Below are 25,974 nucleotides of genomic sequence, written 5' to 3' on the forward strand. Positions count from 1 at the left end.
CGTTACGCTCGCCCGTATGGCTCTGAACACGTCCGCGGAAGCCCCGCTGCCCGTCGGTGAGGTGTCCCGGCTCATCGGCGGCTGGATCGACCGGCTCGGCGCGATCTGGGTCGAGGGGCAGATCACCCAGCTCTCCCGGCGTCCGGGTGCGGGCGTCGTCTTCCTCACGCTGCGCGACCCGGCGCACGACGTCTCGGTGAGCGTGACCTGCTTCCGGCAGGTCTTCGACCGGATCGCGGACGTGGTGACCGAGGGCGCGCGGGTCGTGGTCCTGGCGAAGCCGGAGTGGTACGCGCCGCGCGGGCAGCTCTCGCTCCGGGCGACGGAGATACGCCCGGTCGGCATCGGGGAGCTGCTGGTGCGGCTGGAGCAGCTGAAGAAGTCGCTCGCCCGGGAAGGCCTGTTCGCGCTGGACCGGAAGAAGCCGCTGCCCTTCCTGCCGCAGCTCGTCGGGCTGGTGTCGGGGCGGGCGTCGGCGGCCGAGCGCGATGTCCTGGAGAACGCCCGCCGCCGCTGGCCGGCCGTGCGGTTCGAGGTGCGCAACACCGCCGTGCAGGGTGTCCACGCGGTCAGCCAGGTGGTCCGGGCGGTCGAGGAGCTGGACGCGATGCCCGAGGTCGACGTGATCGTCGTCGCGCGGGGCGGCGGCAGCGTGGAGGATCTGCTGCCGTTCTCGGACGAGGCGCTGATCCGTGCCGTCGCCGCGTGCCGCACGCCGGTGGTCTCCGCGATCGGGCACGAGCCGGACTCCCCGCTGCTGGACCTGGTCGCGGACGTGCGCGCGTCCACGCCCACGGACGCGGCGAAGAAGGTCGTGCCCGACGTGGGCGAGGAGCTGGACCGGGTCCAGCAGTTGCGGGACCGGGCGCTGCGGACCGTGAGCGGCCTGCTGGAGCGGGAGGAGCGGGGGCTCGCGCACGCGCTCGGGCGGCCGTCGATGGAACGTCCGCACCGGCTGGTGGACGAGCGGGCCGCCGAGGTGGAGGCGCTGACGGGGCGGAGCCGCCGGGTGCTGGGGCATCTGCTGGACCGGGCCGATTCGGAGATCGCGCACACTCTGGCCCGGGTGGTCTCGCTCTCTCCGGCGGCCACCCTGGAGCGGGGTTACGCGGTGCTCCAGCGGGCGGACGGCCAGGTGGTGCGCTCCCCCGAGGAGGCCGGCGCCCCGGGCGAGCTGTTGCGGGCCCGCGTGTCGGAGGGCGACTTCTCGGTCCGGGTGGAGGGGTGACCCGCCGGGCGACCCGTCAGCCGACCCGGCCGTTCCTGCTCCCGGCCCCGCTCCGGCGACCGGCGACACTCCGGCGACCGGGGACGGGACCGACCGGGGAGGACCGGCCGGGGACAGGACCGGCCGGGGACGGGTCCGGAGCCGCTGTCGGTGCGCGCACATAGAGTGGACGGCATGACGGACGACGGGACGACCACCGCCGGTGCGACCGGCACGCTCGGTTACGAGCAGGCGCGCGACGAGCTGATCGAGGTCGTGCGCCGGCTGGAGGCGGGCGGCACCACGCTCGAGGAGTCGCTGGCGCTCTGGGAGCGCGGCGAGGAGCTGGCGAAGGTGTGCCGCCGCTGGCTGGAGGGCGCCCGCGCCCGTCTCGACGCGGCGCTGGCCCGGCCGGAGGACGGCGACGGGGCCCCGACCCCGTAGCGCTCCGCCCGGTGCGGGCCCGGTCCCGCACCCCCGGACGTCCTCCGGGGCGGTCGTACAAGATCGTTGTGGTGTCCGTCACGCCGCCCCGAGTTTAGTTGAAACTTAATATATCTCTCGGTTACGGTGATCGCATCGCCCGATCCCGTACGCCCCGAAGGTGGTCCGACCCCATGTCCCTCGCCCTTGACCCCGCCGCCCAGGCCCTCCTCTTCACCGAGGCCCGCACCGCCAACACCTTCACCGACGAGCCGGTGACGGAGGAGCAGGTCCAGGCGATCTACGACCTGGTCAAGTACGGCCCCACCGCCTTCAACCAGTCGCCGCTGCGTGTCGTCCTGGTCCGCTCGGAGGAGGGCCGCGCCCGCCTCGTCCCGCACATGGCCGAGGGCAACCGTCCGAAGACCTCCACCGCGCCGCTGGTCGCGCTGCTCGTCGCCGACAACGAGTTCCACGAGGAGCTCCCGGCGCTCATGCCGCACTTCCCGCAGGCCAAGGACGCGCTCTTCTCCGAGCGCCCGGTCCGCGAGCGGTCCGCCGCGCTGAACGCCTCGCTCCAGGCCGCCTACTTCATCATCGGCGTCCGCGCCGCCGGCCTGGCCGCGGGCCCGATGACGGGTTACGACGCCGCCGGCATCGAGAAGGAGTTCCTGGACGGCGACCACAGCCTGCTCATGGTCGTCAACATCGGCAAGCCGGGCGAGGACGCCTGGTTCCCGCGCCTGCCGCGCCTGGCGTACGACGAGGTCGTCACCACCGTCTGACCGGAACGGCCACGCGCCACCGGCAGGGGCACGCCCTCCGGACGTGGAGAAGCCCGGAACACCTGAGGTGTTCCGGGCTTCTCCACGTCCGGAGGGGATCGGCCGGAGCGGCTGCGCTCAGGACGTGGTCAGCGCGGCGGCCATCTCGGCCAGTCGCTTCGCGGGAGCGGAGCCGGTGACCACGGTGGTGGAACCCTCGGCCCGCAGCACCAGAGCGCCGTACTTGCCGCCCTTCCAGTACTGCCACTCCCGGCCGGCGACGGTCTCGGTGCGGCCGGTGTCCTCGGCGCTCTGGCTCACCTCGGGCACGTAGCTCTTGGCGGGTGCGGTGGACTGCTCCACCGCGACGTAATGGCCGTCCGGGTCGAGGAAGCCCAGGTGCCAACTGCTGCCTTCGGCGCCGTCGTACGAGACGGAGGTCGGCTTCCAGCCCGCCGGGAGGCCGGCCGGGGCCGCCACCGGGTAGGGGGCCGCGCGGCGCGCGGTCGCGAGTTCGACGCGGTAGTCGACGGTCTGGACCGGGTCGGCCTTGTCGTCGTGCGGGATGAAGAGGTAGATGACGCCGGCCGCGGCGACGATCAACACCATCGACAGGAACATGTCCCGGATTGTCTGCTTGCCTCGTTCGCTTGCCACGGATACATGGTGGCATGCGCTCCCCCGGCACCCGCCCGGGACCCCGGCGTCCACCGCGCGGATCACCGCCGCCTCCCGCCGGACCCCCGGGCCGGCCGCCCGCGCCCGCGAAGTCGCCCGCCCCCGGCATCCCGGTCCGGCGGGCGCGCTCATCCGTGGGGCGCCCTGCTCATTTTATCGGCCTACCGATAGAGTCGAACCACGCTCATTTCCGGTCGTCGCCGTACAGAAAGGTGTGCTCCGATGCCCGAGCACCATCTGCCGTCCCAGCTGGAAGTCTCTCCGGAGGCCCCCGACCGCAACCTCGCCCTCGAACTGGTCCGGGTGACCGAGGCCGCCGCCATGGCCGCCGGCCGGTGGGTGGGGCGCGGAGACAAGATCGGCGCCGACGGGGCCGCGGTGAAGGCCATGCGCACCCTCGTCTCCACCGTCTCCATGAACGGCGTGGTCGTCATCGGCGAGGGGGAGAAGGACGAAGCCCCCATGCTCTTCAACGGCGAACGGGTCGGCGACGGCACCGGTGCCGAGGTCGACATCGCCGTCGACCCGATCGACGGCACCACACTCAACGCCAAGGGCATGCCGAACGCCATCGCGGTGCTGGCCGCCGCCGACCGGGGCACGATGTTCGACCCGTCGGCCGTCTTCTACATGGACAAGCTGGTGACCGGCCCCGAGGCCGCCGACTTCGTCGACATCAACGCGCCCGTCGCCGTCAACATCCGGCGCGTCGCCAAGGCGAAGCACTCCTCGCCCGAGGACGTCACCGTCGTCGTGCTCGACCGCCCGCGCCACGAGGGCATCGTGAAGGAGATCCGGGACACCGGGGCCCGGATCAAGTTCATCTCGGACGGCGACGTGGCCGGCTCGATCATGGCGGCCCGCGAGGGCACCGGCATCGACCTGCTCATGGGCATCGGCGGCACGCCCGAGGGCATCATCACGGCCTGCGCCATAAAGTGCCTGGGCGGGGTCATCCAGGGCAAGCTCTGGCCCAAGGACGAGGCCGAACGGCAGAAGGCCCTGGACGCCGGGCACGACCTGGACCGGGTCCTCTCCACCGACGACCTGGTCAGCGGCGACAACGTCTTCTTCGTCGCGACCGGGATCACCGACGGCGAGCTGATGCGCGGGGTGCGCTACCGCGGGGAGACCGCCACCACCGAGTCGATCGTGATGCGGTCCAAGTCGGGCACCATCCGCACGATCTCCTCCACGCACCGGCTGTCGAAGCTGCGCGCCTACAGCGCGATCGACTTCGACCGGGCGCAGTAGGAGTCGTCGGCAGCAGGAGACGTCCCGGTCGCACCGGAGGTGCGCGAAGGGGGCCACCCGACCGGGTGGCCCCCTCGTGCGCGTGGGTCAGCCGGCTGCGGCGATCGGGCCCTGGGCGGCCGCGGCCGCCTTGAGCTCGACGTCGCGCCGACGGCGGCGGGCGAGCACCACGCGCCGCTCGGCGGCGGTGAGGCCGCCCCAGACCCCGTACGGCTCCGGCTGCTTCAGGGCATGCTCCTGACATTCCACCATGACGGGGCAGCGGGCGCAGACCCGCTTCGCGGCATCCTCACGGGACAGCCGGGCGGCTGTCGGCTCCTTCGACGGTGCGAAGAAGAGGCCGGCTTCGTCCCGGCGACACACCGCCTCCGAATGCCAGGGGCCCGCCTGGTCTTCCCGAGCGGGAGTGCGCTGAGAGGGCACAGCGGCGACCTGCAGGGGCTGATGAGGCAGTTGCAGCACGGTCTACTCCTGACGACGGCTTCGGGAGCGAGAGACGACGCAGGTTTCTTTACCCGCTGTACGCACGGCTATGCGCTGAGTGGCACCGCCGAACGGGGCGTGCAAGAGGGCTCGACCCCGGCCGTGGCCGAACAACGCCCCTTGCGAGGGTGGCGCGTTGCCCGTTCGGCTCCCCCGCGAGCCGCCCGCGTACGGCGACGGCCCGGCCGCCGGACGCGCGCCGGCGCACGCGCGGCGCGGAAGGGTCAGTGGCCGAGGTGCTTGCGCAACCGGCGCTGGAGGTTCTCGATCAGCTTGCCCCTCTTGGGCTTGGCCTCGACGTTCCCGAAGACGGAGTAGCCGTTGACGACGACGACCGGCGCCTCCGGATCGGCCGACTCGGTGTTCACCACCTCGAAGTTGGCGAAGATCCCGGTGCCGCTGCCGCGCAGGGTGACGTTCTCCGGGACCTTGACCTCAACATTGCCGAAAATCGACGTCGCGTCGATGACGGTGAGCCGCTGGGCGAAGAGGGCCTCGGTCAGGTCGATCTCCACCGAGCCGAAGAGCGCGAAGGCGTGGGTACGCCCGCCGACGCGCCAACGGCCCTTGCGGGTCGCGCTGCTGAACACCGCGACGAGCTTCTCGGCGTCGCCGTCCGCCGCGCCCGCGTCGTAGGCGTAGGAGCTCGTCGCCGCCCCGCCCGGAGCGGGCCGCCCGGTCGAGGGCAGGTCGTCCACCAAGGGCTCCAGCTCGCCGACGGTCTTGGCGCGGTAGACGAGCTCGACCCGCTCGGCGTGCTCCTCGGCGGTCAGCCGGCCTTCGGCCACGGCCTCCCGCAGGATGTCCGCGATCCGGTCGCGGTCGGCGTCGGACGCGCGGAAGCCGGAGGGCCCGGGAGACGGGGCGGCGGCCGTGGCCGTCGGCCGGGGGGACTGCTGAGGCTGCTTTTCGAGGTCCACCGGCCCAGCGTACCCAAACGCGATAGATCGCGACTAGGCCGTGTCCGGCAATTCCCGCCGACCGGGGGTGGCCCCGCCGGTCACCCCTCGCCCGGGCAGTCCTCCCGCCGCGGCCCCCTCCCGGCCCGGGAACGGTGAGCCCTACCTCACAGGTCCGGCCGCTGCGGCGAGCCCTACCCTGGTGGGTGCGCTGTCCAAGGGAGGCCAGCCGCCGTCACCGAGTGAGGAATGGCCGAAATGCCAGAGTTTGCGTACTCCGATCTGCTCCCCGTGGGAGAGGACACCACGCCGTACCGGCTGGTGACCTCCGAAGGTGTCTCGACCTTCGAGGCCGACGGCCGTACGTTCCTCAAGGTGGCTCCCGAGGCGCTGCGCACGCTGGCCGCCGAGGCGATGCACGACATCTCCCACTACCTGCGCCCCACCCACCTCGCGCAGCTGCGCCGGATCATCGACGACCCGGAGGCGTCCTCGAACGACAAGTTCGTGGCGCTCGACCTGCTCAAGAACGCGAACATCGCCGCCGCCGGCGTCCTGCCCATGTGCCAGGACACCGGTACGGCCATCGTGATGGGCAAGCGCGGGCAGAACGTGCTGACCTCGGGCGGTGACGAGGAGGCGCTGTCCCACGGCATCTTCGACGCGTACACCAAGCTCAATCTGCGCTACTCGCAGATGGCCCCGCTGACCATGTGGGAGGAGAAGAACACCGGCTCCAACCTGCCGGCGCAGATCGAGCTGTACGCCACCGACGGCGGCGCCTACAAGTTCCTCTTCATGGCCAAGGGCGGCGGCTCGGCGAACAAGTCGTTCCTCTTCCAGGAGACGAAGGCCGTCCTGAACGAGGCCTCCATGATGAAGTTCCTGGAGGAGAAGATCCGTTCGCTGGGTACCGCGGCCTGCCCGCCGTACCACCTGGCGATCGTGGTCGGCGGCACGTCGGCGGAGTTCGCGCTGAAGACCGCCAAGTACGCCTCCGCCCACTACCTCGACGAGCTGCCCGGCGAGGGCTCCCCCACCGGGCACGGGTTCCGGGACAAGGAGCTGGAGGAGAAGGTCTTCGAGCTGACGCAGAGGATCGGGATCGGCGCGCAGTTCGGCGGCAAGTACTTCTGCCACGACGTGCGCGTGGTCCGCCTCCCCCGGCACGGTGCCTCGCTGCCGGTGGCGATCGCCGTCTCCTGCTCGGCCGACCGCCAGGCGACCGCGAAGATCACCGCCGAGGGCGTCTTCCTGGAGCAGCTGGAGACGGACCCGGCGCGCTTCCTGCCGGACACCACCGACGAGCACCTGAACGAGAGCGCCGACTCCGGCGACGTGGTGCGGATCGACCTCAACCGGCCGATGGACGAGATCCTCGGCGAGCTGACGAAGTACCCGGTGAAGACGCGTCTCTCGCTGACCGGTCCGCTGGTCGTGGCGCGCGACATCGCGCACGCCAAGATCAAGGAACGACTGGACGCGGGCGAGGAGATGCCGCAGTACCTCAAGGACCACCCGGTCTACTACGCGGGCCCGGCGAAGACCCCCGAGGGGTACGCCTCCGGTTCGTTCGGCCCGACGACGGCCGGCCGGATGGACAGCTACGTCGAGCAGTTCCAGGCGGCGGGCGGCTCCAAGGTGATGCTGGCCAAGGGCAACCGGAGCAAGCAGGTCACCGACGCGTGCGGCGCGCACGGCGGCTTCTACCTGGGGTCGATCGGTGGCCCCGCGGCCCGTCTCGCGCAGGACTGCATCAAGAAGGTCGAGGTCGTCGAGTACGAGGAGCTCGGCATGGAGGCGGTCTGGCGGATCGAGGTCGAGGACTTCCCCGCGTTCGTCGTCGTGGACGACAAGGGCAACGACTTCTTCACCGAGCCCGCCCCCGCCCCGACGTTCACCAGCATCCCGGTGCGCGGCCCCGGCCTCGCCTGACCGGTCCTCAGGACCCCGCCCGACGCCGACCCGGCATCCCGCCCGTCCGCGACCGAGGGTTCACACCGTCCGGCCGGTCCGTGGAGTCCGGTCCGCGGGCCCGCCCGGGGGCGCCCCCAGCCGGATGGCTCCGGCCGGGGGCGCCCCCGTCCGCGCCCCCGGAGCCCTTCGGGAGCCACCGGCGAATTCAAGCCAATCTCCTGTCGTGACGACGGGCGACGGCCGCTCTCCCGGGCCGCCGGAGGGGCGGCGCGGGGCGGATCCACGGGCCCGGCGGCGTGCGCCCCACGTCGGCGCGTCCGGCGCGCGCGGACAGCGATTTCAGCCCGGTGACGAGGGCGGGCGGCCCTGGCGCCCCGCCGCCCCGCGGGACCGCGTGGCCCCGGGGAGGGGTCCGGCCCGGCGGCCGTACCACCGCCCCTTTCCCGCAGGGGGACCCCCACCGGGCTTGCGCGGCGCCCGCGGTCTGGGATGGGTTGGGCCCGTCCGGCCCCGGCCCGCCGGGCGCCCCACCGCTCGTCCGGTCCGTGCACGCCGGAGGTACCCGGGAGCGGCGGGGGAATCGCCGACATCCCCGTGCCCCACCCTCGCGGTCGCACTCCACCGGAAAGGCGGACGACGCATGACGCCGGCCCCCCACCGAAGCCACTCCGACGACCTGCTGGCGTTCATCGCCGCCAGCCCTTCCCCCTACCACGCGGTGGCGAGCGCCGCCGCGCGCTTGGAGAAGGCGGGATTCCGTGAGCTGCGCGGCACCGACGACTGGAGCGGGACCACCGGCGGCTGCTACGTCGCCCGGGCCGGCGCGCTGATCGCCTGGTACGTCCCCGAGGACGCGCCCGCGCACACCCCCTTGCGGATCGTCGGCTGCCACACCGACTCGCCGAACCTGCGGGTGAAGCCCAACCCCGACACCGGGGCGGCGGGCTGGCGGCAGATCGGCGTGGAGATCTACGGCGGAGTGCCGCTGAACACCTGGCTCGACCGCGACCTGGGCGTCAGCGGCCGCCTCACCCTGCGGGGCGGCACCCCCGCCGCCCCGCGCGATCTGCTGGTACGGATCGACGAACCGTTGCTGCGGGTGCCGCAGCTCGCCATCCACCTCGACCGCAGGGTCAACGAGGGCGCGCTGCTGGACCCGCAGCGCCACCTCGCCCCGGTGTGGGCGCTCGGCACTCCCGAGGAGGGCGCGCTGCTGCGCCGGGTCGCGGCGGAGGCCGGCGCCGACCCGGCCGACGTGCTGGGGTGGGACCTGATGCTGCACGACGTGCAGCCGCCCGGGTACCTGGGCGCCGACCGTGAGTTCGTGGTCGCTCCCCGCCTCGACAACCTGGTCTCCGTGCACGCGGGCGTCACCGCGCTGGCGGAGACCGCGGTGGCCGTCGAGCAGCCCCGGTACGTCCCCGTACTGGCCGCCTTCGACCACGAGGAGGTCGGCAGCGCCTCGCAGACCGGGGCGCAGAGTCCGCTGCTGGAGCGGGTGCTCTCCCGTGCGGTGGCGGCGCGCGGCGGCGGTGCGGAGGACTGGGCGCGGACGCTGTCGGGCTCCTTCTGCGTCTCGGCGGACATGACGCACGCCGTGCACCCCAACTACCAGGAGCGGCACGACCCCGGTCACCTGCCGCTGCCGAACGGCGGCCCGACGGTGAAGGTCAACACCAACCAGCGGTACGCCTCCGACAGCACCGGGGTCGCCCTGTTCCGTGAGGCGTGCGAGCGGGCCGGGGTCCCGTGGCAGTCGTTCGCCGCCAACAACGCGATGCCCTGCGGCACGTCGATCGGCCCGCTCACCGCCGCCCGGCTCGGCGTGACGACGCTGGACGTGGGGGTGCCGGGGCTCTCGATGCACTCGGCGCGCGAGCTGTGCGGGGCGCGGGACCCGGCGTACCTGGCGGCGGCCCTGCGTGCCGTGGTGAGCGCCGCCTGAGCCCCGCGCGGCGCGTGCGCGCGGGGCGGCGGCGCGGGAGAGGCTGGCTCCGGGGCAGGTGAGGGGAATAGGCCCACGGCGGCGCGCGCTCCACGGCACAGGAGGTTCGAAGAACATGACCGATGCACAGGACCCGGCGGAATTCCGCGTCGAACACGACTCGATGGGTGAGGTGAGGGTCCCCGCGCACGCCAAGTGGCGCGCGCAGACCCAGCGGGCGGTGGAGAACTTCCCCGTCTCCGGCCAGCGCCTGGAGCGCGCCCACATCGAGGCGCTGGCCCGGATCAAGGCCGCGGCGGCCGAGGTCAACGCAGGTCTGGGGGTCCTCGATCCGGAGGTCGCCGAGGCGATCCGGGGGGCCGCCGCCGAGGTGGCGGAGGGCCGGTGGGACGAGCACTTCCCGGTCGACGTGTTCCAGACCGGCTCGGGTACCTCGTCGAACATGAACACCAACGAGGTGATCGCCACGCTCGCCTCCGAGCGGCTCGGCCGCGACGTGCACCCCAACGACCACGTCAACGCCTCGCAGTCCTCGAACGACGTCTTCCCGTCCTCGATCCACATCGCCGCCACCGCCGCCGTCACCGCCGACCTGATCCCGGCCCTGCAGCACCTGGCGACGTCCCTGGAGCGCAAGGCCCGGGAGTTCGCGCAGGTCGTGAAGGCGGGGCGCACCCACCTCATGGACGCGACCCCGGTCACCCTCGGGCAGGAGTTCGGCGGCTACGCGGCGCAGATCTCCTACGGGGTCGAGCGCCTGCGCGCCTCGCTCCCCCGCCTCGCCGAACTGCCCCTCGGCGGTACGGCGGTCGGCACCGGGATCAACACCCCGCCCGGCTTCTCCGCCGCGGTGATCGCCGAGGTCGCCCGTACGACGGGGCTGCCGCTGACGGAGGCCCGCAACCACTTCGAGGCGCAGGGGGCGCGGGACGGCCTCGTGGAGATGTCGGGCCAGCTGCGTACGGTCGCCGTCTCGCTGACCAAGATCTGCAACGACCTGCGGTGGATGGCCTCCGGACCGCGCACCGGGCTCGCCGAGATCGCGCTGCCCGACCTCCAGCCGGGGTCGTCGATCATGCCCGGCAAGGTGAACCCGGTGATCCCCGAGGCGGTGCTGATGGTCGCCGCGCAGGTCACGGGGAACGACGCCACGGTCGCGGCGGCGGGCGCGGCCGGTAACTTCGAGCTGAACGTCATGATGCCGGTCATCGCGAAGAACCTGCTGGAGTCCGTACGGCTGCTCGCCAACGCCTCCCGGCTGCTGGCCGACCGGACGGTGGACGGGATCACCGCCGACACCGCCCGCACCCGCGCCTACGCCGAGTCCTCCCCCTCGGTGGTGACCCCGCTGAACAAGTACCTCGGGTACGAGGAGGCGGCCAAGGTGGCGAAGAAGTCGCTGGCCGACGGCGCCACCGTCCGTGAGACCGTGCTGGCCGGCGGGTACGTCGAGCGGGGCGTCCTGACGGTGGAGCAGCTGGACGAGGCGCTGGACGTGCTGCGCATGACCAGGCCGTGAGCCCGCCCTCCCCTTTCGTGCGACGGCCCGGCGGCCCCTCCTGACGGTCCGTCGCACGAAAGGGGGCGGGGTGATCCGTATCGCAGCGCCCGCGCGGCGTCGTCCGTAAGATCTCTTCATGGCAGGTACGGGAGAGCACACACGCTGGGTGCCCGGGGACCAGATCCTCTGGCGCTACCGGGACCAGGGCAGCCGTCGCGGATCCGCCCCGCCGCCGCTGCGCATCTGCCGTCCGGTCACGGTCGTGCAGGACACCGAGGACCTCCTCGCCGTGTGGATGGCCCCGGGCACGGAGTGTGTGCGGCCGGTGCTGGAGAACGGCACGCAGGTGCACGCGGAGCCCCTCGCCACCCGCTACACGGTGCCGCGCACCACGGACCGGTACACCTGGTGGGGGATGGGTGTGCTGAAGCTGGCGCGGCCCGGGGAGCCCTGGTCGGTCTGGCTCTTCTGGGACCGCGGCTGGGTCTTCCGCAACTTCTACGTCAACTTCGAAGAGCCACTCACTCGTTGGAGTTCCGGCGTCGATTCGGAGGACCACTTCCTGGACATCTCGGTGAGCCCCGACCGGAGCTGGAAGTGGCTCGACGAGGACGAGTTCGCGCAGGCCCAGCGGGTCGGCCTGCTGGACCGCTCCACGGCCGCCCGGGTGCGCCGGGCCGGGCTGGCGGCGGTCTCGGTGATCGAGGCGTGGGGGGCGCCGTTCCGGGACGGCTGGGAGCACTGGCGGCCCGATCCGGCCTGGCCCGTACCGGCACTGCCGGATGACTGGGACCGCACCCCCGCGCGGATGCCGTCGTGAGACCCTTGATGAACCCTTGGGGGGCGACCGTAGGATCAGCCTCCTGAGGGACCGTGCGCGACAACCCGCGTACCGGTCACCGGATCTGATCGCATGTCACAGGCGACTCCGCACACGCCGTCCCACCCGCCCGGGCCACCGCCCGGGCGGACCGCACGGTCGCGGAAGCCACGACGAGGGGGTGGAGGCGTGGTGCTCGCACCAGCGGGTGGACGGACCGTCACGGCCCTCGCGGCCGGCATCCGCGTCGTCGGCGCACCCGACGTCGAAAACGTTGTCAGCACCCGGCCAGGCGTGCGCACGGTTTCGGCCCCGCGCGCGACGGCCGCGGGTGAGCGCCGTTGTTCCCACCGCTCTCACCGGGGCAGAGTGTCGCCCCACGAGGTGACTGCCTCATACAACCGGCCCGGACGGACGGAACCCCACGCGTGACGGAGCATCCCACCTCCCACGAAGGCCGCCGGCCCCTCGCCGCCCGGCCGCAGGAACGCACCCGGCCCCGGCAGCAGGACGCCGCGCCGGCCACCGCCGCGCCCGCGGCCATCCCCGGTCCGGCCGGAGCACCCAGAGCTCCCGGCGCCGCCCCCGCCGTCGCGGTCACGCCCGATCCCCAGGCGGCGGCGCGGCGGGAGGGCGACCGGCTGCGGTTCGTCGGCGCGGCCACCCGCCGGATCGCCCGGGGCATCGACCTCGACGAGATCGTGCTCGGCCTCTGCCGCGCCAGCGTGCCGACCTTCTGCGACGAGATCCTCATCTACCTGCGCGATCCGCTGCCGGTGGGCGACGAGCGCCCGGTGGAGCCGTTCGTGCTGCGACTGCGCCGCAGCGACCGGCTGCGCCTCGGCGAGGGGGACGCCGACGCCCTGCACGATCCCGAACGGCTCAGGCCGCCGGTGATCGACCCGCAGGCCGACCTCCTGCCCGTCGCGGAGCTCTGCGAGGTCCTCACCGGCGGCGCGCTCGGCGAGGTGCTGCGCGGCGTACGTCCGGTCTTCGGCGACAACGCGGCGGCCCGGGCGGCACTGCCCGAACTGCTCGGCCCCGGACGGCCCGCGCCCACCGGTCACCGGGTGATCCTGGCTCCGCTGCGCGGGCGGCGGCGGGTCATCGGCTCGGCCGTCTTCGTGCGCACCTCCGGACGCGTCCCCTTCGAGGCGAACGACCTGCTGGTCGCGGCGCAACTCGCGACCCACACCGCGCTCGGCATCGACAAGGCCGTCCTCTACGGGCGCGAGGCGTACATCGCGGACGAGCTCCAGCGCACCATGCTGCCGGACTCCCTGCCGCAGCCCACCGGGGTGCGGCTCGCCTCCCGCTACCTCCCGGCCGCCGAGACGGCCCGGGTCGGCGGCGACTGGTACGACGCGATCCCCCTGCCCGGCAGCCGGGTCGCGCTGGTCGTCGGCGACGTGATGGGCCACTCGATGACCTCGGCCGCGATCATGGGACAGCTGCGCACCACCGCGCAGACGCTCGCCAGTCTCGACCTGCCGCCCCAGGAGGTCCTGCACCACCTCGACGAGCAGGCCCAGCGGCTCGGCGAGAACCGCATGGCGACCTGCATGTACGCGGTGTACGACCCGGTCGCGCACCGGATCACCGTGGCCAACGCCGGCCATCCGCCGCCCGTGCTGCTGCACCTGGGCGGCCGTGCCGAGGTGCTCGACGTGCCGCCCAACGCGCCGATCGGCGTCGGCGGGGTCGACTTCGAGGCGGTCGAGCTGGACGCGCCCGCCGGCGGCACGCTGCTCCTCTACACCGACGGCCTGGTGGAGTCGCGGCTGCGGGACGTGTGGACCGGGATCGAGCAGCTGCGGGAGCGGCTCGCCGCGACCGCCCGGATCACCGGCCCGGACCACGCGCCCCCGCTGGAGGCGCTCTGCGACGACGTGCTCGACATGCTCGGCCCGGGCGACCGGGACGACGACATCGCGCTGCTCGCGGCCCGCTTCGACGGGATCGCGCCGAACGACGTCGCGTACTGGTCCCTGGAGCCGGAGGACTCGGCTCCGGGCAGGGCCCGCAAGTTGGCCCGCGGGGCGATGGCGCGCTGGGAGATGGAGCACCTCTCGGACGAGGTGGAGCTGCTGGTCAGCGAGGTGGTCACCAACGCCGTCCGGTACGCCGAACGGCCGGTGACACTGCGGCTGCTGCGGACCGACATCCTGCGCTGCGAGGTCGGCGACGACTCGCCGCAGCTGCCGCGACAGCGCCGCGCCAGGGACACCGACGAGAACGGCCGCGGCCTGTTCCTGGTGAACCGGCTGACCCGGCGGTGGGGGGCGACCCGGCTCTCCTCGGGCAAGGTGGTCTGGTTCGAGATGGAGACCCGGGGACAGTAGGACGCGGCCCGCGCACCGGGCGGCTCCACGGCCGAAGGGCGGTACCGGATCGTCTCCGGTACCGCCCTTCGGCCGTGGTCGGCGGTCCCGGCCGTCGTCCTGCGGCTCAGCCGCCGAGGAGGCCGTCGCTGCCCGGCCGTTCGCCCGGCTGCTCGTCGTCGCCGCCGCCGTCGTCCTCCCCGGGGTCGTACTCCTCGGAGGGCGACTCGCTGGGCTCGGCCGAGGTCGACTGGCTCGGGTCGGGCGTCGGGGTCTCGGTCTCGGTCGGTTCCTCGGAGGGCGTCGGCGAAGGGGAGGCGGTGGTGGCGCTCGGCGACGGCGTGGGCGACGGCGAGGCGGACGGGGTGGGCGGCGGGGTGTACGGCACCTCGCCGGCCTCCACGTCCTCCAGGTCGAACTGGGCGTCGGAGCCGCCGTTGAGCGCCCCCAGCGTGTAGTCGGCCCAGATCCTGGCGGGGAAGCCACCACCGTTGGCGCGGCCCGAGTTGGCGGTGCCGGTCAGGCTGACCTGGCCGCCGCCCTCCTTGGGGTCCTCGCCGTAGAGCGCCACGACGGTGGTCAGCTCGGGCGTGTAGGCCGCGAACCAGGCCGCCTTGTTGTTCTCGGAGGTGCCGGTCTTGCCCGCCGCCTCGTACGCGGAGGTGTTGGCGGCCTGGCCGGATCCGGTGTCGACGACCCCGGTCATCGCCTTGGTCACGGTGTCGGCCGACTTGCGGCTGATCACCTGCTTGCCGACGCCGTTCACGGCCTCGACCGTGCGGTCGCGGTGCTTCGCCGACTTCACGATGAACGGGGTGACCTTCTTGCCGTGGTGGTCGAGGGTGGCGTACGCGCCGGCCATGTCCCACGTCGAGGCGTTCATGGTGCCCAGCGTGATCGCGGGGCGCTCGGGGAAGTTCTTGTCCGGCAGACCGAGGCCGAGCGCCGTCTTCTTCACGGCTCCCGGGCCGACGTCGACGACCATCTGGGCGAAGACGGAGTTGACCGAGCTGTTCAGCGCCTTCTGCACGCTGATGTCGCCGTAGTCCTGGTCGTCCTCGTTCTCGGGGCTGAACGGGGTGTCGCTGCCGACGACGGGACGCTTGCTGGTGCCGTCGTAGGTGGTGTTCAGGCCGATCAGGTCGCCGTCCTGGGTGGTGGACTCGTTCTCCAGGGCGGAGGCGAGCACCAGCGGCTTGAAGGTGGAGGCGGGCTGGTAGTCGCTGCGGGTGGCGTTGGAGATGTAGTGGTCGGGGAGGCCGACCCCGCCGTAGAGGGCGACGACCGCGCCGGTCTTCGGGTCGACCGAGGTGGCGCCCGCCTGGACGGTCGCGTCGACCTTGTTGTTCTTCCGGTCGAGCTTCGACTCCAGCTGGTCGTCGACCGACTTCTCCAGCTGCTTCTGGCGCTTCTTGTCGATGTTGAGCGTGATGGTCCAGCCGCCCGCGTCGAGCTGCTCGTCGGTGACGCCCTGCTTGTTGAGCTCGTCCTTGGCCGCTTCGACGAGGTAGTAGGTCTGGCCCTCCATACCGGGAGCCGGCTTGGGTGCCTTCGGGACGGGGAACTCCAGCCCCTGGCGGTCGGCGCTGCTGAGCCAGCCCTTCTCGACCATGTTGTCCAGGGTGTAGGCCCAGCGGTCCTTGACCAGGCGCTTGCCGGTCGGGGTCGCGGTGGCCCAGTCGTACTGGCTGGGGGCCTGGAGGGTCGCGGCGAGGTAGGCGCCCTGGGAGACGTCGAGCTTGGAGGCGTCCACGCCGTAGTACGCCTGGGCGGCTGCCTGGATGCCGCTGGCACCGCGACCGTAGTAGGCGGTGTTGATGTATCCGGCGAGGATGTCGTCCTTGCTCATCTTCTGGTCGACCTTGAGCGAGATCACCAGCTCCTTGAGCTTGCGGGTGACCGTCGCGTCCTGCGTGAGGTAGTAGTTCTTCACGTACTGCTGGGTGATGGTCGAGCCACCCTGCTTGCCCTTGCCGGAGACGGTGCTGAGCAGGGCCCGGGTGGTGCCCTTCAGGTCGACGCCCTTGTCCTGGTAGAAGGACTTGTTCTCGGCGGCGACGAAGGTGTGCTGGACCGCCTTCGGGACCTCCGCGAGGTCCACGATCTCCCGGTTGACCTCGCCGGTGCGGGCGAGCACGGTGCCGTCGCTGTACGTGAAGACGTTGCTCTGCTTCTGGGCCTGGGCGTTCGCCTCGGGCACCGGGACGTACAGGTAGAGCACTGCGAAGGCGCCCATCACCAGCAGGCAGAGACCGAAGAAGGTGCCCAGGAGCCGCTTCCAGGTGAAGAGCCCGCGTATGCCACCCCTCTTGCCGACCCGCGCCTCCCGGCCGCGGGCACGTCGCTCATCCGCTCGCCCCATCGCTGTGTCGCTCCTGTTTCTCGGTCGGTCGGTCCCCCGCGACTGCGCCGGTGCCGTCGGCTCCCGCCGTGAGCCCTGCCGTCACTTCTGCGGTCAGCTCTGTCCAGCCAAGACAGCTAACACCGTAGGGCCGGACAAAAGACAAGCGATCCGGCCTTTTCCGGACGTGAGAATCAGCACTGGCCTCACAAGGAACCGACTCCCCGGACGCCTCCACGGTTGCGAAAACAATAAATGTGATATCACCATGAGAGCACACGGCGCACCTGTGTCCGCAGGGCGCCCCACGACATCGGGGGACCCCATGCCTGAACTGCCCGGCGAACGCCACGACGACCGGAACCGCGACCCGCGGACGGCCCCCCTCACGCCCGGACCCACCACCGACCTGCCCGTCGACACCCCGCGGATGCCGGCCCCGGAGGTCCGGGAGACGCCCGCGCACTCCATCCCGGGCGGCCTCGGCCTGCTGCTCACCGTGGTCGGCGTCCTCATCGGCGTCGGTGTGATCGTCGTCGGCGGCGTCCTCGGTTCGGGCGGCAACGACGGCGCCGGCGCGGCGCTGGTGATCGTCGGCATCCTGCTCGTCATCACGTCCTTCTTCTGCATGAGCGGGGTGAAGATGGTCGCCCCCGGCGAGGCCCGGGTCATCCAGCTCTTCGGCCGGTACGTCGGCACCATCCGCGACGACGGGCTGCGCTGGGTCAACCCGCTCACCAGCAGCCGGAAGATCTCCACCCGGGTCCGCAACCACGAGACCGCGGTGCTCAAGGTCAACGACGCCTACGGCAACCCGATCGAGCTGGCCGCGATCGTCGTCTGGAAGGTCGAGGACACCGCGCAGGCTCTCTTCGAGGTCGACGACTTCCTGGAGTTCGTCGCCACCCAGACCGAGGCCGCCGTCCGGCACATCGCGATCGAGTACCCGTACGACGCCCACGAGGAGGAGGGCCTCTCGCTGCGCGGCAACGCCGAGGAGATCACCGAGAAGCTCGCCGTCGAACTCACGGCCCGGGTGCGGGCGGCGGGCGTGCGGATCATCGAGTCGCGCTTCAGCCACCTCGCGTACGCCCCCGAGATCGCCTCGGCGATGCTCCAGCGCCAGCAGGCGGGGGCGGTCGTCGCGGCCCGCCAGCAGATCGTGGAGGGCGCGGTCGGCATGGTGGAGATGGCGCTCACCCGCATCGCCGAACAGGGCATCGTGGAGCTCGACTCCGAGCGGAAGGCCGCCATGGTCAGCAACCTGATGGTGGTGCTCTGCGGCGACCGTGCGGCGCAGCCGGTCCTGAACACGGGCACGCTCTACCAGTGACCGAGGAGACCTCCGGGCGCGGGCCGCGGCAGCGCAAGCAGATGCTGCTGCGGCTCGATCCCGCCGTGCACGACGCGTTGGCGCGCTGGGCCTCCGACGAGCTGCGCAGCGCCAACGCGCAGATCGAGTTCCTGCTGCGGCGGGCACTGGCGGAGGCGGGCCGGCTGCCGGGTGCGGCCGGGCCCGCCGCCCGCCGGGGGCGCCCTCCGAAGCGTCCGGAGCCGGGGCCGGAGCAGCCGGGGCCGGAGCAGCCAGGGCCGGAGGCGGGTGCGGCGGAGTGAGCACGGCGGGGTACCTGCTCCGGCGGCCGGAGGCAGGCGTCCCGCCGCCGCTTCCCGGCCAGCTATACACCGCAGGTATACACGGCGTGTACAGTGCTCCGCATGTCTATCGGCCACACCCTGCTCGGGCTCCTCGAGTCCGGCCCCCGCCACGGTTACGACCTGAAGCGCACCTTCGACGAGAAGTTCGGCCACGACCGCCCGCTGCACTACGGGCAGGTCTACTCGACCATGTCCCGGCTGCTGCGGAACGGGCTCGTCGAAGTGGACGGCGTGGAGAGCGACGGAGGTCCCGAACGCAAGCGCTACGCCATCACGGACGCCGGGATCACGGACGTCTCCGACTGGCTCGCCCAGCCGGAGAAGCCGGAGCCCTACCTCCAGTCGACGCTGTACACCAAGGTGGTGCTGGCGATCCTGACCGGCCGGGGCGCCGCGGAGGTCCTGGACACCCAGCGCTCCGAACACCTGCGGATGATGCGGGCGCTGACGGAGCGGAAGCGCGGCGGCGACCTCGCCGACCAGCTGATCTGCGACCACGCGCTCTTCCACCTGGAGGCCGACCTGCGGTGGCTGGAACTGACCGCCGCCCGGCTCGACAAGCTCACCGAGGTGGTCGCCCCATGAGTTCCATGGGCACCACAACTCCCCTGGACCCCTCCGGTCCTCTGCTCGTTGCCCGCGACCTGCACAAGACGTACGGCGCGACGCCCGCGCTCGACGGCGCGTCGTTCTCCGTCCACCGCGGCGAGGTCGTCGCCGTGATGGGCCCCTCCGGCTCCGGCAAGTCCACCCTGCTGCACTGCCTCGCCGGGATCGTCACGCCCGACGCCGGCTCGGTCGTCTTCGCGGGCCGCGAACTCTCCGCGATGTCCGACGCGGAGCGCAGCGCCCTGCGCCGGACCGAGTTCGGCTTCGTCTTCCAGTTCGGCCAGCTGGTGCCCGAGCTGACCTGCGTGGAGAACGTGGCGCTCCCGCTGCGGCTGGGCGGGGTCCGCCGCAAGGCCGCCGAACGGACCGCGCTGCACTGGATGGAGCGGCTGGAGGTCGACGGGGTGGCCGCCAAGCGTCCCGGTGAGGTCTCGGGCGGTCAGGGCCAGCGGGTCGCCGTGGCCCGGGCCCTCGCCTCCTCCCCGAAGGTGATCTTCGCGGACGAGCCGACCGGCGCACTGGACTCCCTCAACGGCGAGCGGGTCATGGAACTGCTCACCGAGGCCGCCCGGTCCACCGGCACCGCCGTGGTACTGGTGACCCACGAGGCGCGGGTCGCCGCGTACTCGGACCGGGACGTCACCGTCCGCGACGGCCGGGCCACCGATCTGGAGTACGCCCGGTGACCCGGTCCGACGACCCGGGCGTGCCCGGTCCCCTCTCCCGCACCCGCACCCCGGCCCTGCTGCGGGATCTCGGACTCGGTGTCCGCTTCGCCGCGGCGGGCGGCCGCGAGGGGTGGACACGCACCCTGCTCACCTCCGTCGGGGTGGGCATCGGGGTGGCTCTGCTGCTCGTCGCCTCCGCCGTCCCGCACCTGCTGGAGGCTCGGGGCCACCGCAGCGACGCCCGGTCCGAGAGCAGCGTGTCCTTCGCCCCCGAGCGGAACGAGAAGACGGACCGCACGGTCCTCACCAAGCAGATCGACACCGAATTCCACAACCGTGCCGTGCAGGGCGTGATGATGCGCGCGGACGGGGCGCACCCGGTGCTGCCGCCGGGTCTGCCGCGGATGCCGGCCGCGGGCCGGATGTACGTCTCGCCCGCCCTGGCCGAGATGCTGGCGTCGCCGGGGGCGCGCCTGCTCAGGCAACGCCTGCCCTACGTCACCGAGGGCACGATCACCGACGCGGGACTGGTCTCCCCCGGCGAACTGCTGTTCTACCTGGGCAGTGACACCCTCACCGCGGACAACGGCGGCCACCGCCTGACCGGTTACGGGCACGGGCTGCCCGTCCCGCCGCTCGCCCCGCTGCTCGTCGTGCTCAGCGCGATGGTCGGTGTGGTGCTGCTGATGCCGGTGGCCATCTTCATCGCCACCGCCGTGCGGTTCGGCGGGGACCGACGGGACCGCCGGCTCGCCGCGCTGCGCCTGGTGGGCGCGGACGTCGGTTCGGTCCGCTGGATCGCCGCCGGGGAGGCACTCTTCGGTGCGCTCCTCGGACTCTCCGCGGGAGCCGCTCTCTTCCTCGCGGGGCGTCCGTTCGTCGGTTCGCTCTCGGTCTGGGAGCAGAGCGTCTTCCCCGCCGACCTGGCGCCGTCGACGCCTCTGGTCGCTGTGATCCTGTGCGCGGTACCCGTCTGCGCGGTGCTGGTGACCCTCGTCGCCATGCGGTCCGTGGTGGTGGAGCCGCTGGGCGTCGTCCGCGAGGGGCGCGGACGGAAGCGGCGGATCTGGTGGCGGCTGCCGGTGCCGCTGGCCGGACTGGCGATCCTGGCCGTGTACGGCCGGACGGGCGACGACCGGACGGCGGAGCCGTCTCCCATCGTCGCCGGTGCCGTGCTCGTGCTGCTGGGGCTGGCGCTGTTGCTGCCGTGGGCGGTGGAGGCGTGCGTGAGCCGGCTGCACGGGGGCCCGGTGCCCTGGCAGCTCGCCGGCCGCCGTCTCCAGCTGAGCGCCGGGACGGCCGCGCGGACGGTCAGCGGGATCACCGTGGCGGTGGCGGGCGCGGTGGCGCTCCAGATGCTGTTCGCCTCGATGAACGCCGAATTCACCAGGATGACCGGCCAGGACCCGAGCCGGGCCCAGTTCTTCATGGTGTCGGAGAACGTCCTGGGCGACGGCGCCGCCCGCACCATCGAGGCGCTCGGCGCGACCGAGGGGGTGGAGCAGGTGATCGGCACGGTGGAGGTGTACGCCACGAAACCGGGCACCTACTCCGAGGACGAGCTCGCGCCCACCACCACGATCACGGTCGGCGACTGCGCGACGCTGCGGGAGCTGGCCAGGACAGGCTCCTGCGCGGACGGTGACACCTTCGTCGCCCATCCCGCCCACGACCAGGAGATGTCCGACTGGATCGACGAGTCGGCGCGCAAGGGGGAGCAGGTAAGGATCAGTACCGACAGCGCGGGGGCGGAGGTCGTCGAAACGGTCTACTGGACCCTGCCGGTCGGGGCGCGGACCGTCACCAGCCGCTTCGACCCGCACGGCGTGGAGACCACGGGCATCCTCGCAACCCCCGGGGCGATCGATCCGGCCTCGCTGCCGGGCGCGACCGTGGTCGCCCAGGTGAGGGTCGACGAGAGCGTGCCGGACGTCTCGGAGTACGTACGGAACACGGCGGCCCGGCTGGACCCTGCCATGCGGGTCGTCGCCCTCAACTCCACCGAGCGGGACGGGCGGTACGCGAGCATCCAGACGGCCGTCAAGGTCGGCGGGACCGCCACCATGCTGCTGATCGCCGCCTCGATGCTGGTGCAGCAGCTGGAGCAACTGCGTGAGCGACGACGCCTGCTGGCGGCTCTGGTGGCCTTCGGGACCCGGCGCTCGACGCTCGGCTGGTCGGTGCTGTGGCAGACGACGATACCGGTCGCCGTGGGGCTGGCGGTCGCGGTCGCCGGCGGACTCGTACTGGGCTGGACGCTGGCCCGGATGACGGGCAACCAGGTCTCCGACTGGTGGCTCTTCCTGCCGATGGCGGGAGCGGGTGCCGGCGTGGTCCTGCTGGTGACGCTGCTCTCGCTGCCCGCCCTCTGGCGCCTGATGCGGCCGGCCGGGCTGCGCACCGAGTAGCCGGCCGGCGGTACCACGGGGCGGCGGCCGCCGGGGTTCACTCCCCGGCGGCCGTCACGCGTACCGGCAGCGCGGCCATCGCCTCGCGCAGCGCGGCGGCGAACTGGCCGAACTCCTCGTGGCGGGCCGTCCCGGTCCGCATCGCGAGCGCGACCCGGCGCGAGGGGGCGGGTGCGCTGAAGCGGGCGGTGGCCAGGGCCGGGTTGCGGCCGGTCTCCACGATCACGGCGGTGCGCGGCAGGAGGGTGACACCGAGGCCCCCGGCGACGAGCTGCACCAGGGTGGAGAGGCCTGCGGCGGTCGTCGTCACCGGCGCCCCGTCCGTACGCCCGGCCTCCCGGCAGATGTCCAGCGCCTGGTCGCGCAGGCAGTGGCCCTCGTCGAGCAGCAGCAGCGGCAGGTCGCGCAGCTCGTCGCGGGGGAGGTCCGTCCGGCCGCCGAGGGGGTGCGACTCCTCGGTCACCAGGACGAAGTCCTCGTCGAAGAGCGGCAGCTCGGTCACGCCGGGATGGCCGAGCGGCACGGCGAGCAGCAGCAGGTCGAGCCGTCCGGCCGAGAGCCCCTCCAGCAGCGAGGAGGTCTGTTCCTCGTGGACCTGGAGGTCGAGCGCGGGGTAGCGGTCGTGGACCAGGCGCAGCACGGTCGGCAGCAGGTAGGGGGCGACGGTCGGGATCACCCCGAGCCGCAGGGTCCCGGTGAAGGGCGCCCGGACCGCCTCGGCCTCCTCGACGAGCGCGCCGACCGCGTCCAGGACGGTTCTCGCGCGGACCGCGAGGCGTTCGCCCGCCGTCGAGAGCAGCACCTTGCGCGTCGTACGCTCGATGAGCTGGACCCCGAGCGACTCCTCCAGCGCGGACACCGCCCCGGAGAGTGCGGGCTGGCTCATGCCGATGGACGCCGCCGCGTCCCGGAAGTGCAGGTGTTCCGCGACCGCCACGAAGGCGCGCAGCTGCGAGAGGCTGGGCTGTTTGGTCCTGTTGGCCTGGGTTGTCTGCGCCACTGATAGGTACCTCCGATCATCGGAACCGAGTGTAGCTATTTCCGCGATCAATGCACTCTGTGCCAAGGTGGATCTCGTCCAACCCTCCAGGAAGGCCCTCAAAAGGGGAGTTCCTGACCTGCAAGGAGATCGCGTGCTCACTGTCGGTGACAAGTTCCCCGAGTTCGACCTGACCGCCTGCGTGTCGCTGGAAAGCGGCAAGGAGTTCGAGCAGATCAACCACAAGACCTACGAGGGTCAGTGGAAGATCGTCTTCGCGTGGCCCAAGGACTTCACCTTCGTGTGCCCGACCGAGATCGCCGCCTTCGGCAAGCTGAACGACGAGTTCGCCGACCGCGACGCCCAGATCCTCGGCTTCTCCGGCGACTCCGAGTTCGTGCACCACGCCTGGCGCAAGGACCACCCGGACCTGACCGACCTGCCCTTCCCGATGATGGCCGACTCGAAGCACGAGCTCATGCGCGCGCTCGGCATCGAGGGCGAGGACGGCTTCGCGCAGCGCGCCGTCTTCATCGTCGACCAGAACAACGAGATCCAGTTCACGATGGTGACCGCCGGTTCCGTGGGCCGTAACCCCAAGGAGGTCCTGCGGGTCCTCGACGCCCTGCAGACCGACGAGCTCTGCCCGTGCAACTGGACCAAGGGCGAGACCACCCTCGACCCGGTCGCCCTCCTCTCGGGCGAGTGAACGGACCCACCATGGCACTCGACGAACTCAAGTCCGCCGTACCGGACTTCGCCAAGGACCTGAAGCTGAACCTCGGCTCGGTCATCGGCAACAGCGACCTGCCGCAGCAGCAGCTCTGGGGCACCGTGCTCGCCTGTGCGATCGCCTCGCGTTCGCCCCGGGTCCTGCGCGAGCTGGAGCCGGAGGCGAAGGCCAACCTCTCCGCGGAGGCGTACACCGCCGCGAAGTCGGCCGCCGCCATCATGGCGATGAACAACGTCTTCTACCGGACCCGGCACCTGCTGTCGGACCCGGAGTACGGCAACCTCCGCGCGGGTCTGCGGATGAACGTCATCGGCAAGCCGGGCGTGGAGAAGGTCGACTTCGAGCTGTGGTCGCTCGCCGTCTCCGCGATCAACGGCTGCGGCCAGTGCCTCGACTCCCACGAGCAGGTGCTCCGCAAGGCCGGCGTGGACCGTGAGACCATTCAGGAAGCCGTGAAGATCGCCTCGGTGATCCAGGCCGTCGGCGTCACCCTCGAAGCCGAGGCCGTGCTCGCCGAATAGGACAGCGGTACCTTGTACGAGAAGGGCCCTGCGGACGACCGACCGTCCGCAGGGCCCTTCTTCTCGTCCGCGCCGGGGGCCGGCCGACCCCTCAGGGGCGGTCCGGGCCGTCCTCGGGACCGCGTAGGGGTGCCGGATGTGCGGCCTCGTCGCTTCCCCCGGCCGGCACGTCGGGCTTCTCCGGGACGGACGGCTCCGTGAGGGTCTTCTCCGCGCCGGACGGCTCCGCGAGGGACGGCTCCGTCGCGGCCGGGTCCTCCTCGCGCCCGTCTCCCGGACAGGACTCGTCGTACCGGTCCTCGGGCGGGGTGCCCGGAGCGGGGGTCGGGGCCACGTGGAGCGCGGAGGCGCCGTGCGGCTGCGGGGAGTGCCGCTGGACCTCCTGCCTGCTGTAGGCCCGTAGGTAGCCGACCACCGTGTTCGTCACGGCCACCAGCGGGACGGCGACGACCGCGCCGCCGATGCCCGCGACCATCCCGCCGGCGGCCACGGAGAGCACCACGGCGAGCGGATGGACCCGCACCGCCCGGCCGAGGATGAACGGCTGGAGGATGTGCCCCTCGATCTGCTGCACGGCCAGCACCACGATCAGCACCATGAGGGCGGTGAACACACCCTCGGTGACGAGCGCGACGACGACCGCCAGCGCCCCGGACACCACGGCGCCGACCAGCGGGATGAAGGCGAAGAGGAAGATGAAGACGGCGAGCGGCACCGCCATCGGCACGTCGAGGAACCAGATCCCGAGCCCGATGAAGATGGCGTCGATCATCGCGACGATCACGGTGCCCCGCACGTAGGCGGTGAGCGTGCGCCAGGCGCGCGGCCCGGCACCGGCGACCCCCGGACGGGCCTGGGCGGGGACCAGCTTGAGGGACCACTCCCAGATCCGCTTGCCGTCGTAGAGCAGGAAGAGCGTCGAGAACATCGCGAGGAGCATCCCGGTGAGGAACTCGACCATCACCGTGACGCCCTGGAGGCCGGCGGAGGTGATCTCCTCGGTGTTGGTGCCGATCGTGTCGCTGAGGTTCTTCGCGATGTCGTTGATCTGCGACTCGGTGACGTGGAAGGGGCTGTCGAGCAGCCAGCGCTTCAACTCGTCGATGCCGTCGCGGACCTTGTCGGAGAGGGTGTCGAGGTTGTCCATCACCTGCCAGACGACGAACCAGCCGACCAGCCCCATGATGACGAAGCCCAGTACGGCGGTGACGGCGGTGGCCAGGCCGCGCGGCAGCCCGTACCGGCGCAGGCGCACCACGGTCGGCTGGAGCAGCGCGGTGACGAGCAGGGCGGCCACGAAGGCGAGCACGACGAGCTGGACGGCGCTGATGACGCGCATCAGGATCCAGAGCGTGCCCGCGAGCACCAGCAGCCGCCACCCGGCCTCGGCGGCGACCCGCATCCCCCAGGGGATCGAGGCCACCGGATCGGGCCGGGGCGCGACGGCGGGGGCGTACGCGGGCGGCGCGGGAACCTGCGCCACCTCGGCGTCGCCGCTCGTCGCGGTGGGGCGACGGCGTGTCCCGGCATACCCGGGCTCCGCCTCCTCGCCGTCGGCTCGCTCCCGACGTTCGTCCAGGCGGACGGCGAGGTCCGTCAGTTCGGCCCCGACGCGACCGAGCCAACCGGGCAGTTTCGACATGCGTGGTCCCTCTCCCCCATGGGTGACACCGACCATCTACCCCCGAACGGCCGGAATGCGACCGTACATGGGCGACTCGTCGCGCCACGCACGATGCCCCGCACCGTCGGGACGGTGCGGGGCATCGGAAGGACCGTGCGCAGGGACCGGGCGGTCCGGAGGTGGTGCGCCGGATGCCGCCTGGTACCGGGGGCCAAGGCCGTTT

At 72.3% G+C, this 25,974-nt stretch carries 21 protein-coding genes and 1 pseudogene; 16 read left to right on the plus strand and 6 right to left on the minus strand.

Features of this window, described 5'->3' with window-relative positions; translation table 11 throughout:
* The first annotated feature begins 16 nt into the window (after nt 1-16).
* From xseA to PZB77_RS10465, 3 genes are all read left to right on the plus strand, one after another.
* Nucleotides 17-1,228, plus strand: coding sequence for an exodeoxyribonuclease VII large subunit (xseA, locus tag PZB77_RS10455; protein WP_275492301.1), 1,212 nt, complete (start codon nt 17-19; stop codon nt 1,226-1,228).
* Nucleotides 1,229-1,402: 174 nt separating this feature from the next.
* Nucleotides 1,403-1,651, plus strand: a complete 249-nt coding sequence (locus PZB77_RS10460; protein WP_275492302.1) for an exodeoxyribonuclease VII small subunit — start codon at nt 1,403-1,405, stop codon at nt 1,649-1,651.
* Nucleotides 1,652-1,824: 173 nt separating this feature from the next.
* Entirely contained in the window at nt 1,825-2,415 is a 591-nt protein-coding gene (locus PZB77_RS10465) for a malonic semialdehyde reductase (protein ID WP_275492303.1), read from the plus strand.
* 117 nt (nt 2,416-2,532) lie between these two features.
* Here PZB77_RS10465 and PZB77_RS10470 read toward each other — a convergent pair whose 3' ends face one another.
* Entirely contained in the window at nt 2,533-3,051 is a 519-nt protein-coding gene (locus PZB77_RS10470) for a DUF4245 domain-containing protein (protein WP_275492304.1), read from the minus strand.
* A 243-nt stretch (nt 3,052-3,294) separates the two neighbouring features.
* Here PZB77_RS10470 and glpX point away from each other — a divergent pair, with 243 nt between their 5' ends.
* Complete coding sequence (gene glpX / locus PZB77_RS10475) at nt 3,295-4,326, plus strand: class II fructose-bisphosphatase (protein WP_275492305.1); 1,032 nt, start codon at nt 3,295-3,297, stop codon at nt 4,324-4,326.
* An 87-nt stretch (nt 4,327-4,413) separates the two neighbouring features.
* On the opposite strand, the gene PZB77_RS10480 is transcribed toward glpX, so the two are convergent.
* Together PZB77_RS10480 and PZB77_RS10485 are read right to left on the minus strand one after the other, a co-directional pair.
* Complete coding sequence (locus tag PZB77_RS10480; RefSeq protein ID WP_275492306.1) at nt 4,414-4,788, minus strand: WhiB family transcriptional regulator; 375 nt, start codon at nt 4,786-4,788, stop codon at nt 4,414-4,416.
* Nucleotides 4,789-5,033: 245 nt separating this feature from the next.
* Entirely contained in the window at nt 5,034-5,729 is a 696-nt protein-coding gene (locus PZB77_RS10485) for a DUF1707 domain-containing protein (protein WP_275492307.1), read from the minus strand.
* A 237-nt stretch (nt 5,730-5,966) separates the two neighbouring features.
* Between PZB77_RS10485 and PZB77_RS10490 the strand changes: the two genes are divergently transcribed.
* The 5 genes from PZB77_RS10490 (at nt 5,967) to PZB77_RS10510 (ending at nt 14,233) form a co-directional block, all read left to right on the plus strand.
* On the plus strand, nt 5,967-7,643 hold the full coding sequence (locus PZB77_RS10490; protein WP_275492308.1) for a fumarate hydratase: 1,677 nt from the start codon (nt 5,967-5,969) through the stop codon (nt 7,641-7,643).
* A 622-nt stretch (nt 7,644-8,265) separates the two neighbouring features.
* Complete coding sequence (locus PZB77_RS10495) at nt 8,266-9,570, plus strand: M18 family aminopeptidase (RefSeq protein ID WP_275492309.1); 1,305 nt, start codon at nt 8,266-8,268, stop codon at nt 9,568-9,570.
* Nucleotides 9,571-9,685: 115 nt separating this feature from the next.
* Nucleotides 9,686-11,089, plus strand: coding sequence for a class II fumarate hydratase (locus PZB77_RS10500; RefSeq protein ID WP_275492310.1), 1,404 nt, complete (start codon nt 9,686-9,688; stop codon nt 11,087-11,089).
* Nucleotides 11,090-11,207: 118 nt separating this feature from the next.
* Nucleotides 11,208-11,891, plus strand: a complete 684-nt coding sequence (locus tag PZB77_RS10505; RefSeq protein WP_275492311.1) for a DUF402 domain-containing protein — start codon at nt 11,208-11,210, stop codon at nt 11,889-11,891.
* 428 nt (nt 11,892-12,319) lie between these two features.
* Nucleotides 12,320-14,233, plus strand: coding sequence for a SpoIIE family protein phosphatase (locus tag PZB77_RS10510; RefSeq protein ID WP_275492312.1), 1,914 nt, complete (start codon nt 12,320-12,322; stop codon nt 14,231-14,233).
* A 106-nt stretch (nt 14,234-14,339) separates the two neighbouring features.
* On the opposite strand, the gene PZB77_RS10515 is transcribed toward PZB77_RS10510, so the two are convergent.
* Entirely contained in the window at nt 14,340-16,574 is a 2,235-nt protein-coding gene (locus tag PZB77_RS10515; protein WP_275492313.1) for a transglycosylase domain-containing protein, read from the minus strand.
* Nucleotides 16,575-16,983: 409 nt separating this feature from the next.
* On the opposite strand from PZB77_RS10515, the gene PZB77_RS10520 reads away from it, so the two are divergent.
* The 5 genes from PZB77_RS10520 to PZB77_RS10540 all read left to right on the plus strand — a co-directional run bounded on the left by PZB77_RS10520 (nt 16,984) and on the right by PZB77_RS10540 (nt 21,894).
* Entirely contained in the window at nt 16,984-17,886 is a 903-nt protein-coding gene (locus PZB77_RS10520; protein ID WP_275495995.1) for an SPFH domain-containing protein, read from the plus strand.
* Entirely contained in the window at nt 17,883-18,167 is a 285-nt protein-coding gene (locus tag PZB77_RS10525) for a hypothetical protein (protein ID WP_343299857.1), read from the plus strand. Before PZB77_RS10520 ends, PZB77_RS10525 begins: the two co-directional genes overlap by 4 nt.
* Nucleotides 18,168-18,269: 102 nt before the next feature.
* Nucleotides 18,270-18,794 (plus strand): PadR family transcriptional regulator, encoded by a 525-nt coding sequence (locus tag PZB77_RS10530; RefSeq protein WP_275492314.1) that lies wholly within the window; start codon nt 18,270-18,272, stop codon nt 18,792-18,794.
* A gap of 23 nt (nt 18,795-18,817) precedes the next feature.
* The gene (locus tag PZB77_RS10535) at nt 18,818-19,504 is read left to right on the plus strand and encodes an ABC transporter ATP-binding protein (protein WP_275495997.1); all 687 of its coding nucleotides are present in this window, start codon (nt 18,818-18,820) and stop codon (nt 19,502-19,504) included.
* A gap of 20 nt (nt 19,505-19,524) precedes the next feature.
* Nucleotides 19,525-21,894 carry an FtsX-like permease family protein gene (locus PZB77_RS10540; RefSeq protein WP_275495998.1) on the plus strand — a complete coding sequence of 790 codons (2,370 nt, stop codon included), beginning with the start codon at nt 19,525-19,527 and terminating at the stop codon, nt 21,892-21,894.
* Between the two features lie 37 nt (nt 21,895-21,931).
* Here PZB77_RS10540 and PZB77_RS10545 read toward each other — a convergent pair whose 3' ends face one another.
* Nucleotides 21,932-22,894, minus strand: coding sequence for a hydrogen peroxide-inducible genes activator (locus PZB77_RS10545; RefSeq protein ID WP_275492315.1), 963 nt, complete (start codon nt 22,892-22,894; stop codon nt 21,932-21,934).
* A 133-nt stretch (nt 22,895-23,027) separates the two neighbouring features.
* On the opposite strand from PZB77_RS10545, the gene PZB77_RS10550 reads away from it, so the two are divergent.
* Both PZB77_RS10550 and PZB77_RS10555 read left to right on the plus strand, forming a co-directional pair.
* Nucleotides 23,028-23,582, plus strand: coding sequence for a peroxiredoxin (locus tag PZB77_RS10550; RefSeq protein ID WP_275492316.1), 555 nt, complete (start codon nt 23,028-23,030; stop codon nt 23,580-23,582).
* A gap of 11 nt (nt 23,583-23,593) precedes the next feature.
* Nucleotides 23,594-24,127, plus strand: a complete 534-nt coding sequence (locus PZB77_RS10555; RefSeq protein ID WP_275492317.1) for an alkyl hydroperoxide reductase — start codon at nt 23,594-23,596, stop codon at nt 24,125-24,127.
* Nucleotides 24,128-24,443: 316 nt separating this feature from the next.
* Here PZB77_RS10555 and PZB77_RS10560 read toward each other — a convergent pair.
* A pseudogene (locus tag PZB77_RS10560) lies at nt 24,444-25,769 on the minus strand (AI-2E family transporter); the annotation flags it as partial.
* Nucleotides 25,770-25,974: the final 205 nt, after the last annotated feature.

It is taken from the genome of Streptomyces sp. AM 2-1-1, from assembly GCF_029167645.1.
GTDB lineage: Bacteria > Actinomycetota > Actinomycetes > Streptomycetales > Streptomycetaceae > Streptomyces.

Excerpts from the sequence above, each read along its gene's own strand:
- PZB77_RS10490 (WP_275492308.1), top strand. The coding sequence starts at position 5,967 with ATGCCAGAGTTTGCGTACTCCGATCTGCTCCCCGTGGGAGAGGACACC.
- PZB77_RS10555 (WP_275492317.1), top strand. The coding sequence starts at position 23,594 with ATGGCACTCGACGAACTCAAGTCCGCCGTACCGGACTTCGCCAAGGAC.
- xseA (WP_275492301.1), top strand. The coding sequence starts at position 17 with ATGGCTCTGAACACGTCCGCGGAAGCCCCGCTGCCCGTCGGTGAGGTG.
- PZB77_RS10515 (WP_275492313.1), bottom strand. The coding sequence starts at position 16,574 with ATGGGGCGAGCGGATGAGCGACGTGCCCGCGGCCGGGAGGCGCGGGTC.
- PZB77_RS10505 (WP_275492311.1), top strand. The coding sequence starts at position 11,208 with ATGGCAGGTACGGGAGAGCACACACGCTGGGTGCCCGGGGACCAGATC.
- PZB77_RS10465 (WP_275492303.1), top strand. The coding sequence starts at position 1,825 with ATGTCCCTCGCCCTTGACCCCGCCGCCCAGGCCCTCCTCTTCACCGAG.
- glpX (WP_275492305.1), top strand. The coding sequence starts at position 3,295 with ATGCCCGAGCACCATCTGCCGTCCCAGCTGGAAGTCTCTCCGGAGGCC.
- PZB77_RS10530 (WP_275492314.1), top strand. The coding sequence starts at position 18,270 with ATGTCTATCGGCCACACCCTGCTCGGGCTCCTCGAGTCCGGCCCCCGC.
- PZB77_RS10520 (WP_275495995.1), top strand. The coding sequence starts at position 16,984 with ATGCCGGCCCCGGAGGTCCGGGAGACGCCCGCGCACTCCATCCCGGGC.
- PZB77_RS10500 (WP_275492310.1), top strand. The coding sequence starts at position 9,686 with ATGACCGATGCACAGGACCCGGCGGAATTCCGCGTCGAACACGACTCG.
- PZB77_RS10460 (WP_275492302.1), top strand. The coding sequence starts at position 1,403 with ATGACGGACGACGGGACGACCACCGCCGGTGCGACCGGCACGCTCGGT.
- PZB77_RS10495 (WP_275492309.1), top strand. The coding sequence starts at position 8,266 with ATGACGCCGGCCCCCCACCGAAGCCACTCCGACGACCTGCTGGCGTTC.